The organism is Tumidithrix elongata BACA0141 (assembly GCF_036349135.1).
Classification (GTDB): domain Bacteria; phylum Cyanobacteriota; class Cyanobacteriia; order Pseudanabaenales; family Pseudanabaenaceae; genus Tumidithrix; species Tumidithrix elongata.
Genome location: NZ_JAZBJZ010000112.1, coordinates 1 through 18,229, shown reverse-complemented (window position 1 = coordinate 18,229; position 18,229 = coordinate 1). Strand labels below are relative to the sequence as shown.

Here is an 18,229-nt window from a genome sequence, read left to right as displayed (position 1 = left end):
TCATTTTCCTCAAATCCCTTCCTACTCTTGTTTGTATTTTTAGAGATGCCCTATACATTTCGCTAAATCTTCTCGCTGGAAAATGCGAGTTTCAAGAACAGGAAATCCATAACGGGTTTCGATTAATTTTTCGGCTTTTGGTAATGAGTTTTTGACATAACTGGCAGTGGTTAAAATTTTAGATGGTAAGACACCTAAAACCTTTAAAGGCTGTTTTAAAATCCCTTCTCTAAACTCATCTACTTCTTCGATAAAGGTTTTGACATTACGTAGACCCTCATTGGCAAAGGGCTTCAGGTCAGATGGGATGATTAAGTAATCAGCAGTATATAAAGCGATTTTTGCATAAATATTTAAGGAAGGAGGCGTGTCAATAAGTACATAGTCATAATCAGCTTGCACTTGCCTAAGTTTATCAATCAACTTTCGCCTTGAAATATCTCTGTCAGCTAATTCTCTTTCTTTCCAAATTAGACTAATGTGAGAAGGAACTGTATCAACTTCAGGGTCAGTAAACTGGGTTTTGCGTGCAACATCAGGAATAAAATTTTTGGAATTAGACATGATCACATGGTAGATATTGCTATCTTTTAAATCATCATCATCTTCATCGGTAAATTTCATCAAACCTGTTGCGAAGGTCGTATTTGCTTGACTGTCGATATCAATGATTAAAACTTTAAACCCTCTTTTACTGAGTGCCGCAGCTAGATTGATTACAGTCGTTGTCTTACCTACGCCACCTTTGTTATGGTAAACAGCAATAGTTTTCACTTGATTTGCTCTCCTTGGTTTATCGATTTTTATGGCAGGTATTCCTGAATATTCAGACTCAATAATTTTGAGATCAGATTGATTTAAAGAAACTGCCTCCAATCTTTTTTGCAAAATTCGATCTTTACCAATGATAGTTTGAATTTCGTCGATTTTCGTTTTTATTTCCTTGCCTGAGCATTGGAATATTAGCTGAAGATCTTGATTGATTAACTCAAAAATTCTGACTTCTTTGCCATTGGTTAATAAGCCGTACTGTACGTTTAAACTTTTGAGATAGCGCCGCATACGGCGGATGTGATTATTTAGGTTTTGCTTAGGGTGTTTTGCCTCTACAATCAAGCCCACAGAGAGTGGGCGATTAAATGCAAAGGGAATTGTTTTAGAAGCGATCGCTAAAAAATCAAGTCGAATTCTACCAAACGTGATTTCTTGATGCCAAGTATCGGGTTCATAACCAAGTTGGGGCAAGAGATACTGCACAATCAACTTGCTTTCAACTTCGCTCTCATTACGACAGCAATCAGGCTCGAAATCATATTCAGTCATAGCAAGAAAGATTTGAGGACTATCTTTTCTAGAAATTGAAAAGGGCAAAGATATCTCTGCCCCTTTCTAAAATGGATTTTTTCTAAGGTTTTGTCTAGTTGCCAAAACCACCCGTTCCTCGAAGCTGATTGGGGGCATCAAGATCGAAGAGCATTTGTAAAGCCTGCATGGCACGGCGACGGGTTTCGATATCCTCTTGGGCGCGGAGCTGTACCATGGGATCGTGCAAAATCTTGTTGATAATGCCGCGAGTCAAGTTTTCGATTACATCTTGGTGTTTATCTGCAAACTCACTGCCCAGACGTGAGAGCGCTTTTTCCATCTCTTGTTCGCGAATCACTTCCATTTTTTGGCGTAGTTTGCTAATCGTAGGTACAGTTTCTAGCGATCGCCACCAAACATCAAACTCTTCTACACATTCTTCCAAGAGAACTTCAGCTTGTAATGCCATTTGTCTGCGACTTTCTTGGTTCTCGGCAACCACAGCCTGCAAATCGTCAACGTTAAAGATATTGACATTCGATAACTCTTTAACATCGTTACTGACATTACGGGGTACAGAGATATCGACCAACATTAAGCCAGAATGATTGTGAATAAACGGCTCTAAATGTTCCTTTGCCACTAAAATCTCTGTGGAAGCAGTGCTGGTAAATACTAGATCGGAAACCGCGACACATTCAAAGAGGCTTTCAGATGTACACACATGAAAATCGACACTTTCGTTGCCATTTCTAAATTGGGCGACGAGTTCCTCTGCTCGCTTTGTAGAGCGATTAATGATCGTAATTTTTTGAGCACCCTTAGACAAAAGATGCTGAACCAGCAAGCGCGACATTTTGCCTGCGCCTAAAATGGAAATGCGTTTATCGACGAGGCTAGATAGCTTAATCTGCGCTAACTCTACCGCAGCAGAACTAATCGATACAGCGCCTGTACCAATTTCTGTTTCAGTACGAACTCGCTTACCTGCTGAGAGTGATTGCTTAAACAGTTGGTTGAGAATGCGTCCAGCCCCATTATGCTGTTGAGCGAGACGATGGGTATGTTTGACCTGAGCGAGAATTTGTCCTTCGCCTAAGACCAAACTATCTAAACCCGAGGCAACACGCATCAAATGCATCACGGCATCTTGGCGTAGCAAAATAAATAAATAGCGACGTAAAAACTGTAGCGGTAACTGGCTAAATTCTGACAAAAACTGCGTGATTTCTCGAATGCCACCCTCAGTTTCGCGCGTCACAACATACAACTCTAGGCGGTTACAAGTGCTGAGAATAGCGGCTTCTTCAATATGAGGATAGCTCATGAGTTGGGCGGTCGCTGCTTCCACCCTTGCTTCTGGAATGCTCAGCTTCTCCCGTACTTCTACCGTCGCCGTTTTGTGACTTAAGCCAACAACAGCAATATTCATAACTTACTTAAAATTAAATTTAAATGGTTTTGATTAGAAAATAAAATAATTGATTGTCTATGTTGTTCTTCAGTGGTATTTCAACCAATGCTGAACTTACTTTGCGTTACAAGCGATCGGGGTTTGACTTTTGCCCGATCGCTTGTAAGCGATCGCTTAAAAACTATGTACTAGTTCAAGCTGATGGTGCGAGGGTTGTTATTCATGTGAATGGTGTCCACAAATCTCACAGTCTTAGATTGACTAGAAATAATCAGAGATTCAGTTCTGGCACCACCACCAAAGAAGCGAACGCCTTCCATCAAAGTACCCGATGTGATACCGCAAGCGGCGAATAGGACGTTCTCGCCTGAAGCTAGTTCGTTGGCGTTATAGACCTTATCAGGATCGGTGATACCCATGGATTGCAGACGAGCGATATTGCTTTCTTTGCTTTCACCGATTAAGCCAGTTTTGACGATCGCTGGATCGTAGATCAGTTGACCTTGGAAATGTCCGCCAACGCAACGTAGAGCAGCAGCCGAAATTACACCTTCTGGTGCAGCGCCAATACCCATCAGGGCATGAATGTTTGTACCTGCAAAGGCACAGGAAATTGCCGCAGAGACATCACCATCACTGATCAAGCGGACTCTTGCCCCAGCTTGTCTGATTTCAGCAATGAGTCCATCGTGACGAGGACGATCCATCACCACGACGACTAACTCTTCGATCGCCCGATCCATACACTCAGACAAGATCTTAAGATTTTGGGTAGGCGTATTGCGAATATCCACATGACCCGCAGCAACCGCAGGGGCAGCTAACTTATTCATGTAAAAGTCAGGAGCAGCGAACAAGCCACCTTTTTCAGAAATTGCCAACACTGCCATAGAGCCATTTTGACCGTAGGCAACGAGGTTTGTGCCTTCACAGGGGTCAACCGCGATATCAATTTCTTGGAGTTCTTCGATGGTGCAGAACTCACTTGCATTAGGCTGGGTACAGATCCCTACTTCTTCGCCAATGTAGAGCATGGGAGCATCATCACGCTCGCCTTCACCGATTACGATTCGTCCACGCATATGAATTTTGTTCATGCGATCGCGCATTGCTTCGACTGCAACCTCGTCAGCCGTATTTTTTTCACCTTTTCCCATCCACTTAGCGGATGCGATCGCAGCCTGTTCGACGACCTCGATAATTTCAAGGCTGATTGTGTTATCCATGCGTAGAATCCCTTTTCCTTAAATATTTCAGAGCTTTAAAGTTTTCAACAAAATAGTTGCGATCTCACAACTTCAGTCTCTAGTTTACAAGCGAGACTGTCCCCAAACATGACTGAAATCAGAGTTACAAATGTTAAGTTTTGTCGAGAATGGTGCGATCGCACAAAAGTTAGGAGATGCAAACTTATCGATAAAATCATTGATGGTTAAGAAAGGCTTAACTGGTACGATTAAGCTATGGGCATTATGTTTCCTCTATTGTGAGTCCTTGATTCAGTACTATCACTATGCTGCCAAAGCCTTTTTTAAGTTTCGACGATCGACCAGACAGACCCGAAGAAGCTTGCGGTGTCTTTGGCGTATTTGCCCCAGAAGCTGATGTAGCAAACCTTGTCTATTTTGGTTTGTATGCCCTCCAGCATCGCGGTCAAGAATCAGCAGGGATTATTTCCTTTGATACCCAAAAAGCCGACCCGCTTGTAGCCCATGTTTATAAAGCGATGGGGTTAGTTTCACAGGTATTTGATGAAAAAATTTTGGCGGGTTTGACGGGCTCGATTGCGATCGGGCACACGCGTTACTCCACCACGGGGTCGAGTAAAATTGCCAACGCTCAGCCCTTGGTGGTTAAAACAGACCTAGGCGATTTTGCCTTGGCGCATAATGGCAACTTGGTCAATGCCACCGAGCTTAGAGGCGAGCTATTGGCGCAAGGTCATGCCCTAGAGTCCTCTTCTGATTCAGAGGGGATTGCCTTTGCCGTAGCCGAAGCAATCAACGAAGGTCTAGGTTGGGTTGACGGCATTATTAAGGCTTTGCGGCGATGTCAAGGTGCATTTAGTTTAGTTATGGCGACATCGGAAGCGATCGCGGGGGCTAGAGATGGCTATGGAGTTCGCCCTTTGGTCATTGGGGTCATGCCAGATGGCAGTTATGTCTTGTCCTCTGAAACCTGCGGACTAGACATTATTGGTGCTGATTATGTGCGAGAGGTTAACCCCGGTGAGTTGGTTTGGATCGATCGCACGGGTCTGCATTCCCATCAGTGGCTGGATGAGCCACTACCAAAGCTCTGCGTATTTGAGATGATCTACTTTGCTCGTCCCGATAGCGTCATGCACGGAGAGAGCCTCTATACCTACCGCAAGCAGCTAGGTAGAATTTTGGCAAAAGAGTCACCAGTAGAGGCAGATCTAGTGATTGGCGTGCCTGACTCGGGTGTACCCGCAGCGATCGGTTTTTCAGAAGCTTCGGGCATTCCCTATGGTGAGGGTCTAATTAAAAATCGTTATGTTGGGCGCACGTTTATTCAGCCGACCCAAATGATGCGCGAGTCTGGCATTCGCATGAAACTCAACCCGCTTAAAAGCGAACTGCTAGATAAGCGAGTTGTGGTAATTGATGATTCGATCGTGCGGGGCACGACTAGCCGCAAAATTGTTAGGGCTTTAAAAGAAGCGGGTGCGATCGAAGTTCACATGCGAATTTCTTCGCCCCCTGTAACACATCCTTGCTTTTATGGCATTGACACAGACTCACAGGATCATCTCATTGGAGCAACAAAATCTGTCGAAGAAATCGGTAAAATAATTGAGGTGGATAGCTTGGCTTATCTCACGAAAGACTCTATGCTACAAGCAACCGAGACAGATACAAATCACTTTTGTACGGCTTGCTTTACTGGTGACTACCCCATAGCTGTACCAGATAAACTCAAAAACTCTAAACTCATCCACGAAAAAACAGCACCATGACTAAGATCCTGTTTCATCTAGCATTTCCTGTAACAGATATCGCAAGTACTAAGGCTTTTTATGTTGACGGACTGGGCTGTTTAGCAGGGCGCGAAACTCCTAACTCGATCATTTTGAGTCTTTACGGTCATCAACTTGTTGCCCATGTTGTGGATGAACCTTTGAGTGACCAAGCTGGCATATATCCTCGTCATTTTGGTTTAGTCTTTCACTCTGAGAGTAACTGGATGGCTCTGCTAGAGCAGGTACAAGAAAGGCGGCTAAAGTTTTATCAAAAGCCTAAGGTTCGCTTTACTGATACGCCTCTGGAGCACCGTACTTTCTTCTTAACCGATCCTTCGGGGAATGTTTTGGAGTTTAAACACTACAAGTTTGAGTCCGCAATTTTTGGCGAAACTGAGTATCACCAAATTGGCGACGTTCCCACCCAAAGGCAGGCGTTTGAAAACACGCTTGCCCTAAGCGAAGCTTAGTTAGTTTTTTCCCTTTATAATCTACTTCTTCTATACCAATGCCAAATCGTTTACGCCTTTCTATTCCTCTTCTAAGTTTCAGCTTACTGATGGCTGTAGGATGTACACCTAACACGCCTACTCCCGTTGCTCAAACACCTACCACTCAGGCTTCTGCGCCAACAGCCTCACCCTCAGCAACACCAACAACTTCACCCTCGGCAGCACCAACAGCCTCACCCTCAGCAACACCAACAACTTCACCCTCGGCAACACCCAAGGGAGAAGAAAATACATCAAAACCCAAAAATGACTACGGTGAAGCTTTTGTCAAGAGCTATATGGATAGCTGTGTAGAGTCGTCGGGTGGTAAGGTGGATTATTGCAAATGCACTATCAATAAAATTCAGGACAAATACACCTTAGACGAGTTCGTTAAGATGAGCCAAGAGCTAACCCCTGGGAAGGAGCCACCCCCTAAATTTATGGAGATCGTGCAGGCTTGTGCAAAACAATAGCTATCAATCAGAAAGCTGAGTTCGGCTTAAAGTAATAAGTAATAAAAAAGGGACAAAACATAGTCCCTTTTTTATTAGCAAAAGTCCATTGCGATGGACTTTTTGTTTAAAAGGAGCGATCGCTCCATACCCAGATCGCTGAAACCCATCAAAAACTCCATGCTACTAAAAAGGAACCCGCAATATACGCGAAGGCTTCCACTAGACCTGCACCGAGATTGGGAACTTCTTGACGCACAATTTCATCAGAGATTTTTACCCCAGGCACGAGGATGAGGTCAGCTAGCCAACGAATCCCCACGAGTAGCATTAACCCAAAAGGTAGGGCTAATGCATAGATTGTAAAACTGACTGCCCAATTCTCAAACTCTGGCAAGAAAGCGACGCGAATCACATTGCCTACGGCAATCAACAGCCCCGCAAACGCAACACCCGCCGCAGGGTTATTCCGCTTTTGAATTTCACCAAATACATCGTAAGCTGCAATGCGTGGGTAGGCTAGACTCGCCAAAATCAGAGCTGCCAAGCCCAAGAGCCAACAGACCAAACTCACCCATACTGTGCCAGTGGTTCCAGCGATCGCACTGCTCAAAATTAAGCCACTGGCAACATGACAACCTGCTTCTAAAGAAGCCGCGCCCAGATTATGTTCTTCTTCAATTTCTCTGGCGCAGTCACAACGTCGCAAGATCGCACGATCGCATACCCATGCACTGCCTAACATCATCAAAATCGTCATAACGCCATAGCCAACGAGGTTTAACAGGATATCAAGCCATCCAGAGGCAAACTTAAACCGTTCGAGCACGCCGCCAAGGGCAATAATGATGCCTAGGTAATAGCCCACCAAAGCGATCGCCACCGCCACGTTATCCCGCACAAATAGCTGCAGATTTAACTCCATCCGCCGAAATAGTTGCTGGTAAGCGAACTGCCCCACCCAAAACAGCGCAAAACCAAGCAGGATCTCGGTTAGTACAAGAGGGACGCGACTTAGTTCTTGCCAGACTCTTTCCATGCGGCACTACTCCAGAGTTTCTAACTTATTTAATAATCCTATGATTGTATCGGCTAGGCGATCGTAGAAAAAATAATCCTGTGCCCCAATTGTGTTGGCGACGGTGCCGCCAAATTGCCGCTTAAATTGAGAAAATTTGGCGTAATTATGATTTGGGTCAGAACTATAGCCATAAAAGTCATAAACCTTGCAGCCTCTCTGTTTCGCTCTCTGCATAGCTGCCCAATGTAAGGCATAACTCGACATCACCTGCGAATTCTTATCCGTGCGCCCACCATAAAGATAGGTGCAGCGATCGCCCCAATAAATGACCAGAATCGCTGTCAGCACTTCTCCTTGCCACTGAGCCAAACCAATTTCTGCCATATTCTCGCGAAATAAAGTCTGACAAAGATTGATAAAAAAGCCAAAAGGTTCGCCATAAAATTCCTGCCGCTCTACGGTTTCACAAAACAGGTTGTAAAATAACGCGATCGCTTGTTCGTCCTTGGTGAATTCTGTCTTAACCCCATGTCGTTGACTCAGTCGCAGGTTATAGCGCCCTTTAGGTTTCATCGCAGCCAGCATTTGGTCAGAAGTAGGTTGCAGATCGATTAAGAGCGTTTCTTTGGGCATCAGATCCGCAGGCGATCGCACAAAATTCTTAGGGAACCAAGCTGGTTTCTCGCTCCATAATGGTTCTATGCGTACAGCGATCGCACCATAGGACTCGGTCAACTGCTCCGCAAGTTTTAGAAATAACTCCATCCCCGACGCAGCAAACTCTGGCAAAAACAGCGGGCCCCCTGTAGCAATTAACAAACTAGATTGGGATCGCTGGGCATAGAGATGCAGAATACAACCACCCACTAGATTTTTAACTTCTGCATGGGATAACGAAGATGATAATGGAGAACTTTCTTCTGATAACTGACGACTAAAAAGCCCATAACGAAACGTCTTATAACCTTCTAGTTCTCGAAAGTTTGCCCAAGCCCAAGACTGCATAAAACAGCCATTCGCATGGGATTTGACAAAGTCATCCCAAAGGTAGCGATCGCTTTCGATTAAAGGCTCAAAATACAACAAATTCTTTTCTTATGAATTTTCTTCCCCAGCAAGACAAATGAGCCAAATTACACCACCCATGGTTAAAAATAGACCCAGTAGACCAAGGCTCATATCATCGCCATTACTGGAGCCGCCCGACCCACCATAATAAGTTCCTTTAGCAAACACAGAGTCAGGGGCGATTACGTTGGCTACCAATAAGGTCACACTAAGGGCAGCGATCAATTTAGCGATCGTACCGGGAACTGTAGAGGACTCTTGCGCAGTAGTTTGCGGTTCCCAACGTTGAAATTCCTGCATATCACGCTTGAATTCTGACGAGGTTTCCGAATCTAATGCTTGCAACTTGGTGAGAAGTTGGTTTAAGTCATTGCGAATATGGCTGGGCAAAGCTTTCCCACGTTCCAAAATCTTCTGGAGTAAGCGAGGTAAATCGATTTGGGCGATCAGTTGCTGCGTTGCCTGTAGCCAAGATGCTGTCATCTTAGGCGTGTGGTAAGGATGTTGAGAGGGCAACAGCGAAGGTAAAAGCGATCGCATCGCAGGATGAGAGGATTCCATTTGTGTCAGCCAACGCCTTGCCAAGGACTCTAGTTTAAGCGGATCGGCACTTGACTCGGAATTTAGCGATCGCATCAAGCTCTGCGTCGCAAGGGTTAATTCATCAAGCTCTGAAATGGCTAAAAAATCCAATAATTCCGATTGAACTTCTCGCTCTGGTGGCAGATGGGATTCTATCTCTAGAGTTAGAGGATTGAGCAAATAGTAAGACAGTTGAGGATTCTCGAGGCTATGAATTGAGACATGGGTACGTTGAGATGCGATCGCTTTATCAAAGACAAAGGTAGCCAATAAATTCTCAAGTGTTAAGGCTCTTAGATCGGATGGGAATTCAAGGCTGAGGATTTCAGATCTAGCGATCGGCTGATTGGCAGCAGCAAGCAAGAAACCCCAATCGCCCAAACCTTGCCGATGGAAAGAAGGAATGGAGATCGCCATCGGTTTAGGCTGTAACCCCGCACTCCACATGGTTTGATAGAGGCACCAAAAGCCTAAGGTTTTACGCTCAGGTGAAACAGCATTCTCAGCGACGATGCCTTGGGGATGGAGAACTTGGCGGACAAGCTCAAACCATTCTTTACTTTTGACTCTTGTCTCAGCGTCAGAACTAGGGTAGGTAAAGTCACAGATCGCCACATGGTAGAGATCGTGGGATGGAGCATTTGTAACGATATTCTCTAAAAACTCAAAGGCATCCTGCGAGTGAGTAGTCACTTTGAGGTTTGTTAAACTATTGTGATTAAAAGCCGAGAATACCGTCCTGCCCAATTCCAAAACATCAGGGTTGTAGTCCACCAAATCAATGTGGCTCACTCCTGGAAATCTCAGCACATCCCTCGCCGCTAAGCCATCGCCCCCACCACAAATCAACACACGTAAAGGCACTTGAGGAAATCGTTTGACTGCCAAAGCGATCGCAGGAATCACCAAATATTCATGATAAATCTGCTCGTCTTCGGTATGAAACTGCAATTCCCCATTGATATAAAAGGCAAGTCCATTCGGGCAATGTTCGATAAATAACGAAGCTGGCATGCCTTACCAACCTCCAAATAGCATGAGACAAATGCCCAAGATCGTCAAAGACCAAGCGGCAACCCATTGCCAAGTCTTTTTGGGTTTGCTCCGTTTTGGCGTCGAAGCCATTGCATAACGCATGGAATTAATAGATCGCTCTGAGTCTTCAATCTCTGAAAAATCGCTCGGATCGACTTTTTTGGTGGAGTAAACATATAACCCGCCATCCTCCCAAGCTTCGATCGCCAGATTCCAGAGGTGATCGCTGTCCCAATAGTCCCAAGTCGTACGTGAGGTTTCCCCCTTCTCGCCCCCGACGTAAGTCCCGGTGGTCTTAGACTCAAAAAAGTAGTCTCGACCGAGAGCCCTTAGTCTTTCATGGGGGTGCTCGCCCTCGCGCATCGATCGCCACAAACTAAATTTCAGATTGTCCCCAGGATGTTCGCTGGCTACCTGTTCGATTTTAATTTCTTGGGAAAAGTACCAATTTACAGAGGTATCAGGATTGGCAGGATCGACTTCTCGTAGTAAGTAATAGCTGGTATTACCACCAGAGCTGAGTTCCCATTCTTCAGTCTCGTAGCCCTCTGGATCGGTATAGGTACTGTAATCGAGTACATCCCACTGGACACCACCCCCATAGGTGACGCGATCGCCTGGTCGCAGCCGACGCAATTGAGCTTGAGTGAAAAGGCTAGGCATAAAAATTTGCCCTACTAAAATCTAGATACCTAGTATCTCATGGGAGTATCTCATGGGATAATTGCTTGCTTTAAAAATAAAATCGCTCGAGATGTTTAATTAACAAGAGTTTACTTCATACAATCATTTATCTCAAAAGCCCAAAAGTTTTTGGTAAAGTATTTAGCTGTAAAATATAAAGTATCCCTTCGGCATCAGCAACATCCATGCCCTTGTAACGTCGGTTTAGGTATGCTGATTTGCGCCTGAGTTTTTCAACTACAGTAGCCATTTCGGGGATAGCTGGGCTACACGGGGGGGGAATAGGATAGCCCTATAAATAAGTTAGCGGAATCCCAGAAAATCTGCAAGAGAAATATGGAGAAAACTTGGATTTGTTGCAAAACTTTACACTAATTGTTTCAATAACGAGTCTTTTATGTATTTTATGGGCGTATATCCTTGTAATTTCACAAAAATCACGAATTCACTTGTTTTGCCTGTCCTGCTGGAAGATCTCTATTTGAACCGTCCATAGTTAATGAATGCCCCGTCGCTAAAGGACGAGATATCAAATTTAAATTTTTCTTGTCTAGTGATTAGTGCCTTTTAGGGCAAAGAATCTAACGAGATATAAAAGATTATGAGGTGTCATATCAAGAGATGATGACATTCGGAACTAAGTATGCTTCAAATCGAAGAATGTCCTAATTAAACCGCTATCATGAATGCTTGTCAGCTTTTAACTTGATTATGACCGCCCCAATAAGTATTTTAATGTGTTCCCCCGATCACTACGATGTCGATTATGTGATCAATCCTTGGATGGAAGGGAACGTACATCGTTCTAGTCGCGATCGCGCTGCCTCTCAATGGGAAGGACTCTACCGCATCCTCAAAGACTTAGCCGTAGTGGACTTAGTAAAGCCTCAGAAAGGCTGGCCCGACATGGTATTTACCGCAAATGCAGGACTGGTTTTAGGAGATAAGGTCGTCCTCAGTCGTTTCTTTCACAAAGAGCGGCAGGGTGAAGAGCCCTACTTTAAGGAATGGTTTGAGTCTAAAGGATATGAAGTCTTTGAATTGCCCAAGGATCTGCCCTTTGAGGGCGCAGGTGATGCTCTCCTCGATCGCGAGGGACGCTGGCTTTGGGCAGGCTATGGATTTCGCTCTGAACTTGATTCCCATCCTTACTTAGCAAAATGGCTAGATATCGAAGTGTTATCCCTCCGTTTGATGGATAATCGCTTTTATCACCTAGATACTTGCTTTTGCCCCTTACTAGATGGATATCTACTCTATTATCCACCTGCCTTTGACTCATATTCCAATCGGTTGATTGAGATGCGCGTGCCCGAACACAAACGCATTGCGATCGAAGAAGCCGATGCGATTACCTTTTCCTGCAATGCTGTGAATGTCGATCGCACGGTCGTCATGAATAAAGCGAGCGATCCGCTTAAAAAGAGATTGGAAGCCTGTGGATTTACGGTAGTCGAAACCCCACTCACAGAGTTTCTGAAAGCGGGTGGTGCTGCGAAATGCTTGACCTTACGAGTGACAGAACCGCTTGCACCTTTGCACACCGAGCAGATTGGCGTGGAATCGCGTACCATTGAACTGAACGGACATTTGCTAGATTCGGGTATTGTCAATCGCGCGTTAGATCTTGTCAACGAAGGTGGCGGCAGTTTCCAAGTTTTAGAATTCAACCTCGGCACGCAAAAACAAAGTACTTCACAGGCAAAAATTCGGGTTTCTGCACCTTCCCATGATGTCATGTCTTCGATCATGAGTCAGTTGATCGACATGGGGGCCGTATTGCCTGAAGTGGAAGTCTGCGATGCGCTTTTAGAGCCTGTTATCCAAGCAGGTGTTGCTCCTGACGACTTCTATGTTTCTACAATTTATCCTACGGAAGTTCGGGTAGGCTCTGAGTGGATTCGATGCGAGCAGCAGCGCATGGATGGCGCGATCGCTGTAACCACAAAAGATGGTAAACCAACAGCAACCTGTAAGCTTCTAAGGGATTTGGAAGTTGGTGAAAAGGTGGTGGTTGGCGTTGATGGTATTCGTACGGCTCACAAAAAGGAACCTCGCGATAATTTGCAAAAAGAGTTCTCGTTTATGGGTGCAGGGGTCTCCAGTGAGAGACGCGTCGAACTGATCGTCGAGCAAATTGCTTGGGAATTGCGCCAGATTCGCGATCGGGGCGGCAAGGTCGTCGTCTCCAGTGGGCCAGTAATCGTACATACAGGCGGCGCACCCCATCTTGCCTATTTGATCCGTGAGGGCTACGTACAGTCTTTATTGGGTGGCAACGCGATCGCAGTTCATGACATCGAACAATCGACCATGGGAACTTCCTTAGGTGTAGACTTGCAACGTGGCATTAGCGTGCGTGGTGGTCATCGCCATCATTTGAAGGTAATTAATATGGTGCGTCGCTATGGCAGCATTCAAAAGGCCGTTGAGGCAGGTGCGATCAAGTCTGGTGTGATGTATGAATGCGTCACCCATAATATTCCCTTTGTACTTGCAGGTTCCATTCGCGATGATGGGCCTTTACCAGACACAGAGATGGATTTGATTAAAGCCCAGCAAAAATATGCCGAGCAGATTCGCGAAGCCGATATGATTTTGATGCTCTCATCCATGTTGCACTCGATTGGAGTCGGTAACATGACGCCTGCTGGGGTCAAGATGGTGTGCGTGGACATTAATCCTGCCGTGGTAACGAAGCTCAGCGATCGCGGCTCTGTAGAGTCTGTAGGTGTGGTCACAGATGTGGGTTTATTCTTGAGTTTGTTAGTGCAACAGCTAAAGAAATTGGTAAGTCCAATTTCTCAAGTGGGTGCTTAGTCTCGGATATTTGCTCGCGAGAGTTCTAGCTATAGTACGCTGGTAGGGGTGCTGCCCCTACCAGCGTATTTACAGGAATCGTAGGATGGTCGCATCTATCCCAGAACAAGAGTTGCTAGAATGTCATAGATTCTTTAAAATTTAGATAACGCTCATGCAAGACCAGTTACAAACTGCGATCGCCCCCTACTGCAAGTCTGTTGATTACTTAGAAGTACGTTTAGAGCAAAGCGAGTCAACTAGTATTTCCTTTCAGGGCGCATCACTTCATGCCGTCGATCGCAATTTTGGCTTAGCTGGCGGTATTCGGGCCTGTCATAAGGGTGGGTGGAGTTTTGTAACCTTTAACGATATTTCCGATCTCAGCGATCGCATTGAGGCGGCAATTTCGCAAGCCAAGTTGATTGGCAATGCCCAGACCGAACTCGCGCAGGTCACACCGATCCAGGCTGAGGTAAAGGTAAATATTGGCAACGATCCGCGTGGGATCTCGCTCACGCGCAAACGGGAGATCTTAGAGCGTTACAACCAAATGCTATTAGATTTCGATCCTCGCATTCAAACTACGCGGACGGGCTATCGCGATCGCTTTGGTACGACCTATTTTGTTAACTCGCGCGGCAGTGCGATCGCCCAAGAACGCTTAGATGTATCGGGTAGCTTTGGCGTAATTGCCCGAAATAACGGCACGGTACGTCAAGGATTTGACTCGGCGCATTCTCGGACAGATTTTGATATTATGCAGTCCCTCGATCGCATGGTGCTGGAGACCGCTGAGCGGGCAGTGCGGCAGTTAGAGGCACAACCCCTCAAAGGTGGGCAATATAGCGTCATTCTCGATCCCTATCTTGCTGGGGTATTCATTCACGAGGCTTTTGGTCATCTCTCCGAGGCAGATTTTGTCTATGAAAATCCTCGCATGCAGGAATTACTTACGCTTGGCAAATCGATCGCCATTCCCGAATTAAATGTGGTGGATGATGCTACGATTCCCGATCTGCCCGGTAGTATGGTTTATGACGATGAGGGCGTACCAACCCAGCGCAAATATCTGATTAAGGATGGCATTCTCAACCAACGCATGCACAGCCTAGAAACCGCTGGGAAGTTGCACGAGCAGCCAACGGGCAATGCCAGAGCCTTGACAGCTTCTTTTCCGCCGATTGTGAGAATGACGAATACGGCGATCGAGCCAGGCAGCCAGACCTTCGAGCAAATGCTGAGTGGTGTGGATGAAGGCGTCTATGCCGTGCGTATGTTGGGCGGACAGACCAACGGCGAGATGTTTACCTTTGCGGCAGCGGAAGGTTACATGATTCGCGATGGCAAATTGGCGGAACCTGTGAGCGATGTCACCCTCAGCGGCAATGTGTTTCAAACCTTAAAGGATATCGATGCGATCGCTTCCGATGCCGTTTACAGAAATGGTGGTTGTGGCAAAGGCGGTCAGTCTGGTCTGCCCGTAAGCGTAGGTGGCCCCCACGTCAGGATTCGTAATGTGGTTGTGGGAGGGCGATAGCTGGTTCTTTAAAGAAATTTATGACACAATAAACTCAACCGTATTACCCCAAAAAGCTATGGTTAGCCTTCGCTACGATCATTGGCATCGGTTGCCTACGGCTGAGGAACTGCCCGACTCAGACGAAACTCCTGTGGATAATGAGCTCCAAAATGACATTCCAAATTTTATCCTCAGTATGCTGCGGCTAGCTTGGGCTAATCGCCAAGATTGGTTTTTTGGTGTAGATATGGGGATTTACTATCACCCCAATGAAGTTGCGATCGTGCCTGATGGCTTTCTTGCTTTAGGGGTAGAGAGGAGAAAAAGCGAGAGAGGTCGATTGAGCTATGTACTATGGGAAGAGCAAGATGTCATTCCTTTATTGGCGTTAGAGGTAGTATCGCAAAAATATAATGGTGAGTATGAAGGAAAGTTAGAAACTTATCAATCGCTTGGGATTCTCTACTACGTTATCTATAATCCTCTGACGACAGGACGAAAGAGATCCTATAAAGGTCGCCAGCCACTTGAGGTATACAAGTTGAAGTCTGGTAAATATGAATTACTATCTCCATCTATACAAGGCAAGGAAACTTCCATTGTATGGATGCCTGAAATCGGTTTTGGTGTTGGCTGTGAGATGGGAACGCATGGCGATTGGAACCGTGAATGGTTATATTTGTACGATGAGGTCGGAAATCGGTATTTAACACCCGAAGAAATGGCTGAACATGAGCAGCAACGTGCAAATCGTTTAGCAGAAATGGCTGAACATGAGCGTCAACGTGCAAATCGTTTAGCAGAATATTTACGTTCTATTGACATCGATCCAGATCGTATCTAGAGAGAGACCTCTCCCTTCATGACCATCTCGCCTGTGGGTTCGGGACTGGTGGCTGAGGGTTCCACGGTGATCACTACAGCATTCGTACCCATGAGAAATTCGCCTAAGGGAACTTTGACAAATACCTTTCCCGATGCATCGGCTTGGAAGTTACCACAGTCCATCTTTTTACCATTGACTATCGACCAGAGTCGGTACATTTTACCTGTGGGCAAAGGCGGCAAATTTTGAATTGTCAGTAAGGCAGAATTTCCCTGAGGCACAATCACCAAACTGCCCGAAGCGGTGGGGGTCGCGCCCATGCCTTTGAGCGAGAGCAGGCGATTATTCGGTTGAGGCAAGAGCGCCACCATGTTGCGATAACTAGACAGCTCTGCCTGGGCGATCGCGAGTTCTTGGCGGAGACGATAGGCATCAAAGCTCAAGCCAGCAAAGCCGATCGCAGCGAGTGTAGCGATCGCACCCAGCCATATTTTCGGTTGTCGCCATAGGGGTAAAACGGAATTCACCGATGGGTTTGGCGATGGGTTCACTGTTAAACTAGCAGGAGAATTCACGGGCGAATTTGATAATGCACTATCTGAAGCAGCTTCAAGATTCATCTCAGCTTGGGCTTGTCCTAAAATCCGCGATCGCAGATCGAACTCGGGAGTGGTTTCAGGTAAAGCATGAGGCAGTAGGGATAGGGTTTCTTGCAAGCGATCGACTTCGAGCTGGAACTCAGGGCGATCGCTCAAGAGCTGGAGTACGCTCTCTACCTCATAGGGTGTTAAATCGCCTAGTACGTACCCCGCCAGAAGTTCCTGCATTGCTTCAGGCTGTTCCCTCCCTGTCATTTCTATTCCCCCACATCCTTTAAGATTTTTCTCAGCCCTAATAATCCCTGTCTAGCCCATGATTTGATCGTTCCTAGAGGGATTTCTAAATTCTTGGCGATTTCTGATTGACTCTGCCCTTCGTAATATGCCATCTCTAACACCTGTCGATGCTTGTCGGGTAATGTTTGCAGGGCTTCGCGCACGAGTCCTGATATTTCGGTAGTTGTCACGTTTTCCATAGGACGATCGGGGCTTTGGTCTGAAACGAGATGGCTCCATTTTTGCAAGGATTGTTGCTGCGATCGCATTTTGCGAATGCGATCGATCGCTCTCGATCTGGTTAAAATCATCAAAAACGTGTACATAGATCCTCGCTTGGCATCGTAACTACAATTACGAGTCAAAGATAAAAATACGTCTTGGGTCAGATCTTCTGCTTCTTGCTTGTTGCCCAAAATTCGCAAAGCTAACCGATAAACCAAGGCTCCATAGCGATCGTAGAATATACCCAGTGCGTCTAGGTTTCCTGCGCGGAGAGATTGGAATACGTCTATGTCTGTTTGGCTAGATAGTGTCATCCTAGAGTAAAGGCATAAACGATGTAGGGGTTTAGCTCTGCTAGATGCTAAATCAAATCCTAGTCTTGGTCAAATTTTTCTCCTTATATTTTAAAGTTTACAGCAGGTCGCTCTTCAAATAACTATCCTGAAGTTACCTGTGGCGAAAATGCGCTTTATTCTTTATTTGTTGTGGGCGTCAGATGCCACTATTTATGCGCGTATAGTTAGTACGAGCCGATATGCTCTTTGGATGAAGGAAATATAAACGTTTAGACCACTCAGTTTTTTCAGCCCATCAAAATTTCTGGATTGGTTGTCAGATCTTTGAAGAAGCAACAGCAAGGTCACTTGCAAGCAGAACTAGAAGTACTTTGAGAATTGACTAAAGAAGGCTCGAGACAGAGAACATCTTTGGAAATTGGTATAATCCTGAAGTTTTCTTAAGTTCTATTGGACAGATTCATACAGTTACGGATTAAAGTTCCATTACTGACTACGTTAGTTGCGCTCATCGCATCGCTCGTTCTCGCATTATTTTCTTATTCAAATGCACTGCAATCGATTGAGAATACACAACAGCAAGAACTAAAAACGACCTTAGTACAGGACAAAACCTTGCAATAAAGACAGAAGAGGGGTTTCATAGGA

Annotated in this window: 15 protein-coding genes; 6 read left to right on the top strand and 9 right to left on the bottom strand. The window is 45.6% G+C overall.

Features of this window, described 5'->3' with window-relative positions; all coding sequences use genetic code 11:
* Positions 1-39: 39 nt before the first annotated feature.
* From V2H45_RS20505 to glpX, 3 genes are all read right to left on the bottom strand, one after another.
* Complete coding sequence (locus V2H45_RS20505) at positions 40-1,323, bottom strand: AAA family ATPase (RefSeq protein WP_330485545.1); 1,284 nt, start codon at positions 1,321-1,323, stop codon at positions 40-42.
* Between the two features lie 94 nt (positions 1,324-1,417).
* Positions 1,418-2,737 (bottom strand): glutamyl-tRNA reductase, encoded by a 1,320-nt coding sequence (locus V2H45_RS20500; RefSeq protein WP_330485544.1) that lies wholly within the window; start codon positions 2,735-2,737, stop codon positions 1,418-1,420.
* 170 nt (positions 2,738-2,907) lie between these two features.
* Positions 2,908-3,945, bottom strand: coding sequence for a class II fructose-bisphosphatase (glpX, locus tag V2H45_RS20495; protein ID WP_330485543.1), 1,038 nt, complete (start codon positions 3,943-3,945; stop codon positions 2,908-2,910).
* Between the two features lie 287 nt (positions 3,946-4,232).
* On the opposite strand from glpX, the gene purF reads away from it, so the two are divergent.
* From purF to V2H45_RS20480, 3 genes are read left to right on the top strand one after another with little or no spacing between them, the layout of a single operon-like run.
* Positions 4,233-5,699: an amidophosphoribosyltransferase gene (purF, locus tag V2H45_RS20490; protein ID WP_330485542.1), complete on the top strand. Its 1,467-nt coding sequence runs from the start codon at positions 4,233-4,235 to the stop codon at positions 5,697-5,699.
* Positions 5,696-6,172, top strand: a complete 477-nt coding sequence (locus tag V2H45_RS20485) for a VOC family protein (RefSeq protein ID WP_330485541.1) — start codon at positions 5,696-5,698, stop codon at positions 6,170-6,172. The genes purF and V2H45_RS20485 overlap by 4 nt, the downstream gene beginning before the upstream one ends.
* A 38-nt stretch (positions 6,173-6,210) precedes the next feature.
* Positions 6,211-6,669, top strand: a complete 459-nt coding sequence (locus V2H45_RS20480) for a hypothetical protein (protein ID WP_330485540.1) — start codon at positions 6,211-6,213, stop codon at positions 6,667-6,669.
* A 148-nt stretch (positions 6,670-6,817) separates the two neighbouring features.
* Here V2H45_RS20480 and V2H45_RS20475 read toward each other — a convergent pair whose 3' ends face one another.
* From V2H45_RS20475 to V2H45_RS20460, 4 genes are read right to left on the bottom strand one after another with little or no spacing between them, the layout of a single operon-like run.
* Positions 6,818-7,687, bottom strand: a complete 870-nt coding sequence (locus tag V2H45_RS20475) for a DUF350 domain-containing protein (RefSeq protein WP_330485539.1) — start codon at positions 7,685-7,687, stop codon at positions 6,818-6,820.
* Positions 7,688-7,693: 6 nt separating this feature from the next.
* Positions 7,694-8,755, bottom strand: a complete 1,062-nt coding sequence (locus V2H45_RS20470) for a lipid II:glycine glycyltransferase FemX (protein ID WP_330485538.1) — start codon at positions 8,753-8,755, stop codon at positions 7,694-7,696.
* A gap of 9 nt (positions 8,756-8,764) precedes the next feature.
* Positions 8,765-10,333 carry a spermine/spermidine synthase domain-containing protein gene (locus tag V2H45_RS20465; RefSeq protein ID WP_330485537.1) on the bottom strand — a complete coding sequence of 523 codons (1,569 nt, stop codon included), beginning with the start codon at positions 10,331-10,333 and terminating at the stop codon, positions 8,765-8,767.
* A gap of 3 nt (positions 10,334-10,336) precedes the next feature.
* A complete protein-coding gene (locus V2H45_RS20460) occupies positions 10,337-11,017 on the bottom strand; it encodes a hypothetical protein (RefSeq protein WP_330485536.1) in 681 nt (226 codons plus the stop codon).
* A 732-nt stretch (positions 11,018-11,749) separates the two neighbouring features.
* Here V2H45_RS20460 and argZ point away from each other — a divergent pair.
* The 3 genes from argZ (at position 11,750) to V2H45_RS20445 (ending at position 16,203) form a co-directional block, all read left to right on the top strand.
* On the top strand, positions 11,750-13,858 hold the full coding sequence (gene argZ, locus V2H45_RS20455; RefSeq protein WP_330485535.1) for a bifunctional arginine dihydrolase/ornithine cyclodeaminase: 2,109 nt from the start codon (positions 11,750-11,752) through the stop codon (positions 13,856-13,858).
* 154 nt (positions 13,859-14,012) lie between these two features.
* Complete coding sequence (locus V2H45_RS20450; protein WP_330485534.1) at positions 14,013-15,377, top strand: TldD/PmbA family protein; 1,365 nt, start codon at positions 14,013-14,015, stop codon at positions 15,375-15,377.
* Between the two features lie 58 nt (positions 15,378-15,435).
* The gene (locus tag V2H45_RS20445; protein ID WP_330485533.1) at positions 15,436-16,203 is read left to right on the top strand and encodes a Uma2 family endonuclease; all 768 of its coding nucleotides are present in this window, start codon (positions 15,436-15,438) and stop codon (positions 16,201-16,203) included.
* Here the strand turns inward: V2H45_RS20445 and V2H45_RS20440 are convergent.
* Positions 16,200-17,039 (bottom strand): anti-sigma factor, encoded by an 840-nt coding sequence (locus V2H45_RS20440; RefSeq protein WP_330485532.1) that lies wholly within the window; start codon positions 17,037-17,039, stop codon positions 16,200-16,202. The two genes, V2H45_RS20445 and V2H45_RS20440, sit on opposite strands and share 4 nt — an antisense overlap.
* Positions 17,040-17,041: 2 nt before the next feature.
* The gene (locus V2H45_RS20435; RefSeq protein WP_330485531.1) at positions 17,042-17,599 is read right to left on the bottom strand and encodes a sigma-70 family RNA polymerase sigma factor; all 558 of its coding nucleotides are present in this window, start codon (positions 17,597-17,599) and stop codon (positions 17,042-17,044) included.
* Positions 17,600-18,229 lie beyond the last annotated feature (630 nt).

Bases quoted from the DNA above. Each gene is read 5' to 3' on its own strand.
- V2H45_RS20475 (WP_330485539.1), bottom strand. From the start codon at position 7,687: ATGGAAAGAGTCTGGCAAGAACTAAGTCGCGTCCCTCTTGTACTAACC.
- V2H45_RS20450 (WP_330485534.1), top strand. From the start codon at position 14,013: ATGCAAGACCAGTTACAAACTGCGATCGCCCCCTACTGCAAGTCTGTT.
- V2H45_RS20440 (WP_330485532.1), bottom strand. From the start codon at position 17,039: ATGACAGGGAGGGAACAGCCTGAAGCAATGCAGGAACTTCTGGCGGGG.
- purF (WP_330485542.1), top strand. From the start codon at position 4,233: ATGCTGCCAAAGCCTTTTTTAAGTTTCGACGATCGACCAGACAGACCC.
- V2H45_RS20485 (WP_330485541.1), top strand. From the start codon at position 5,696: ATGACTAAGATCCTGTTTCATCTAGCATTTCCTGTAACAGATATCGCA.
- V2H45_RS20500 (WP_330485544.1), bottom strand. From the start codon at position 2,737: ATGAATATTGCTGTTGTTGGCTTAAGTCACAAAACGGCGACGGTAGAA.
- V2H45_RS20505 (WP_330485545.1), bottom strand. From the start codon at position 1,323: ATGACTGAATATGATTTCGAGCCTGATTGCTGTCGTAATGAGAGCGAA.
- glpX (WP_330485543.1), bottom strand. From the start codon at position 3,945: ATGGATAACACAATCAGCCTTGAAATTATCGAGGTCGTCGAACAGGCT.
- V2H45_RS20445 (WP_330485533.1), top strand. From the start codon at position 15,436: ATGGTTAGCCTTCGCTACGATCATTGGCATCGGTTGCCTACGGCTGAG.
- V2H45_RS20460 (WP_330485536.1), bottom strand. From the start codon at position 11,017: ATGCCTAGCCTTTTCACTCAAGCTCAATTGCGTCGGCTGCGACCAGGC.
- V2H45_RS20465 (WP_330485537.1), bottom strand. From the start codon at position 10,333: ATGCCAGCTTCGTTATTTATCGAACATTGCCCGAATGGACTTGCCTTT.
- V2H45_RS20480 (WP_330485540.1), top strand. From the start codon at position 6,211: ATGCCAAATCGTTTACGCCTTTCTATTCCTCTTCTAAGTTTCAGCTTA.
- V2H45_RS20435 (WP_330485531.1), bottom strand. From the start codon at position 17,599: ATGACACTATCTAGCCAAACAGACATAGACGTATTCCAATCTCTCCGC.
- argZ (WP_330485535.1), top strand. From the start codon at position 11,750: ATGACCGCCCCAATAAGTATTTTAATGTGTTCCCCCGATCACTACGAT.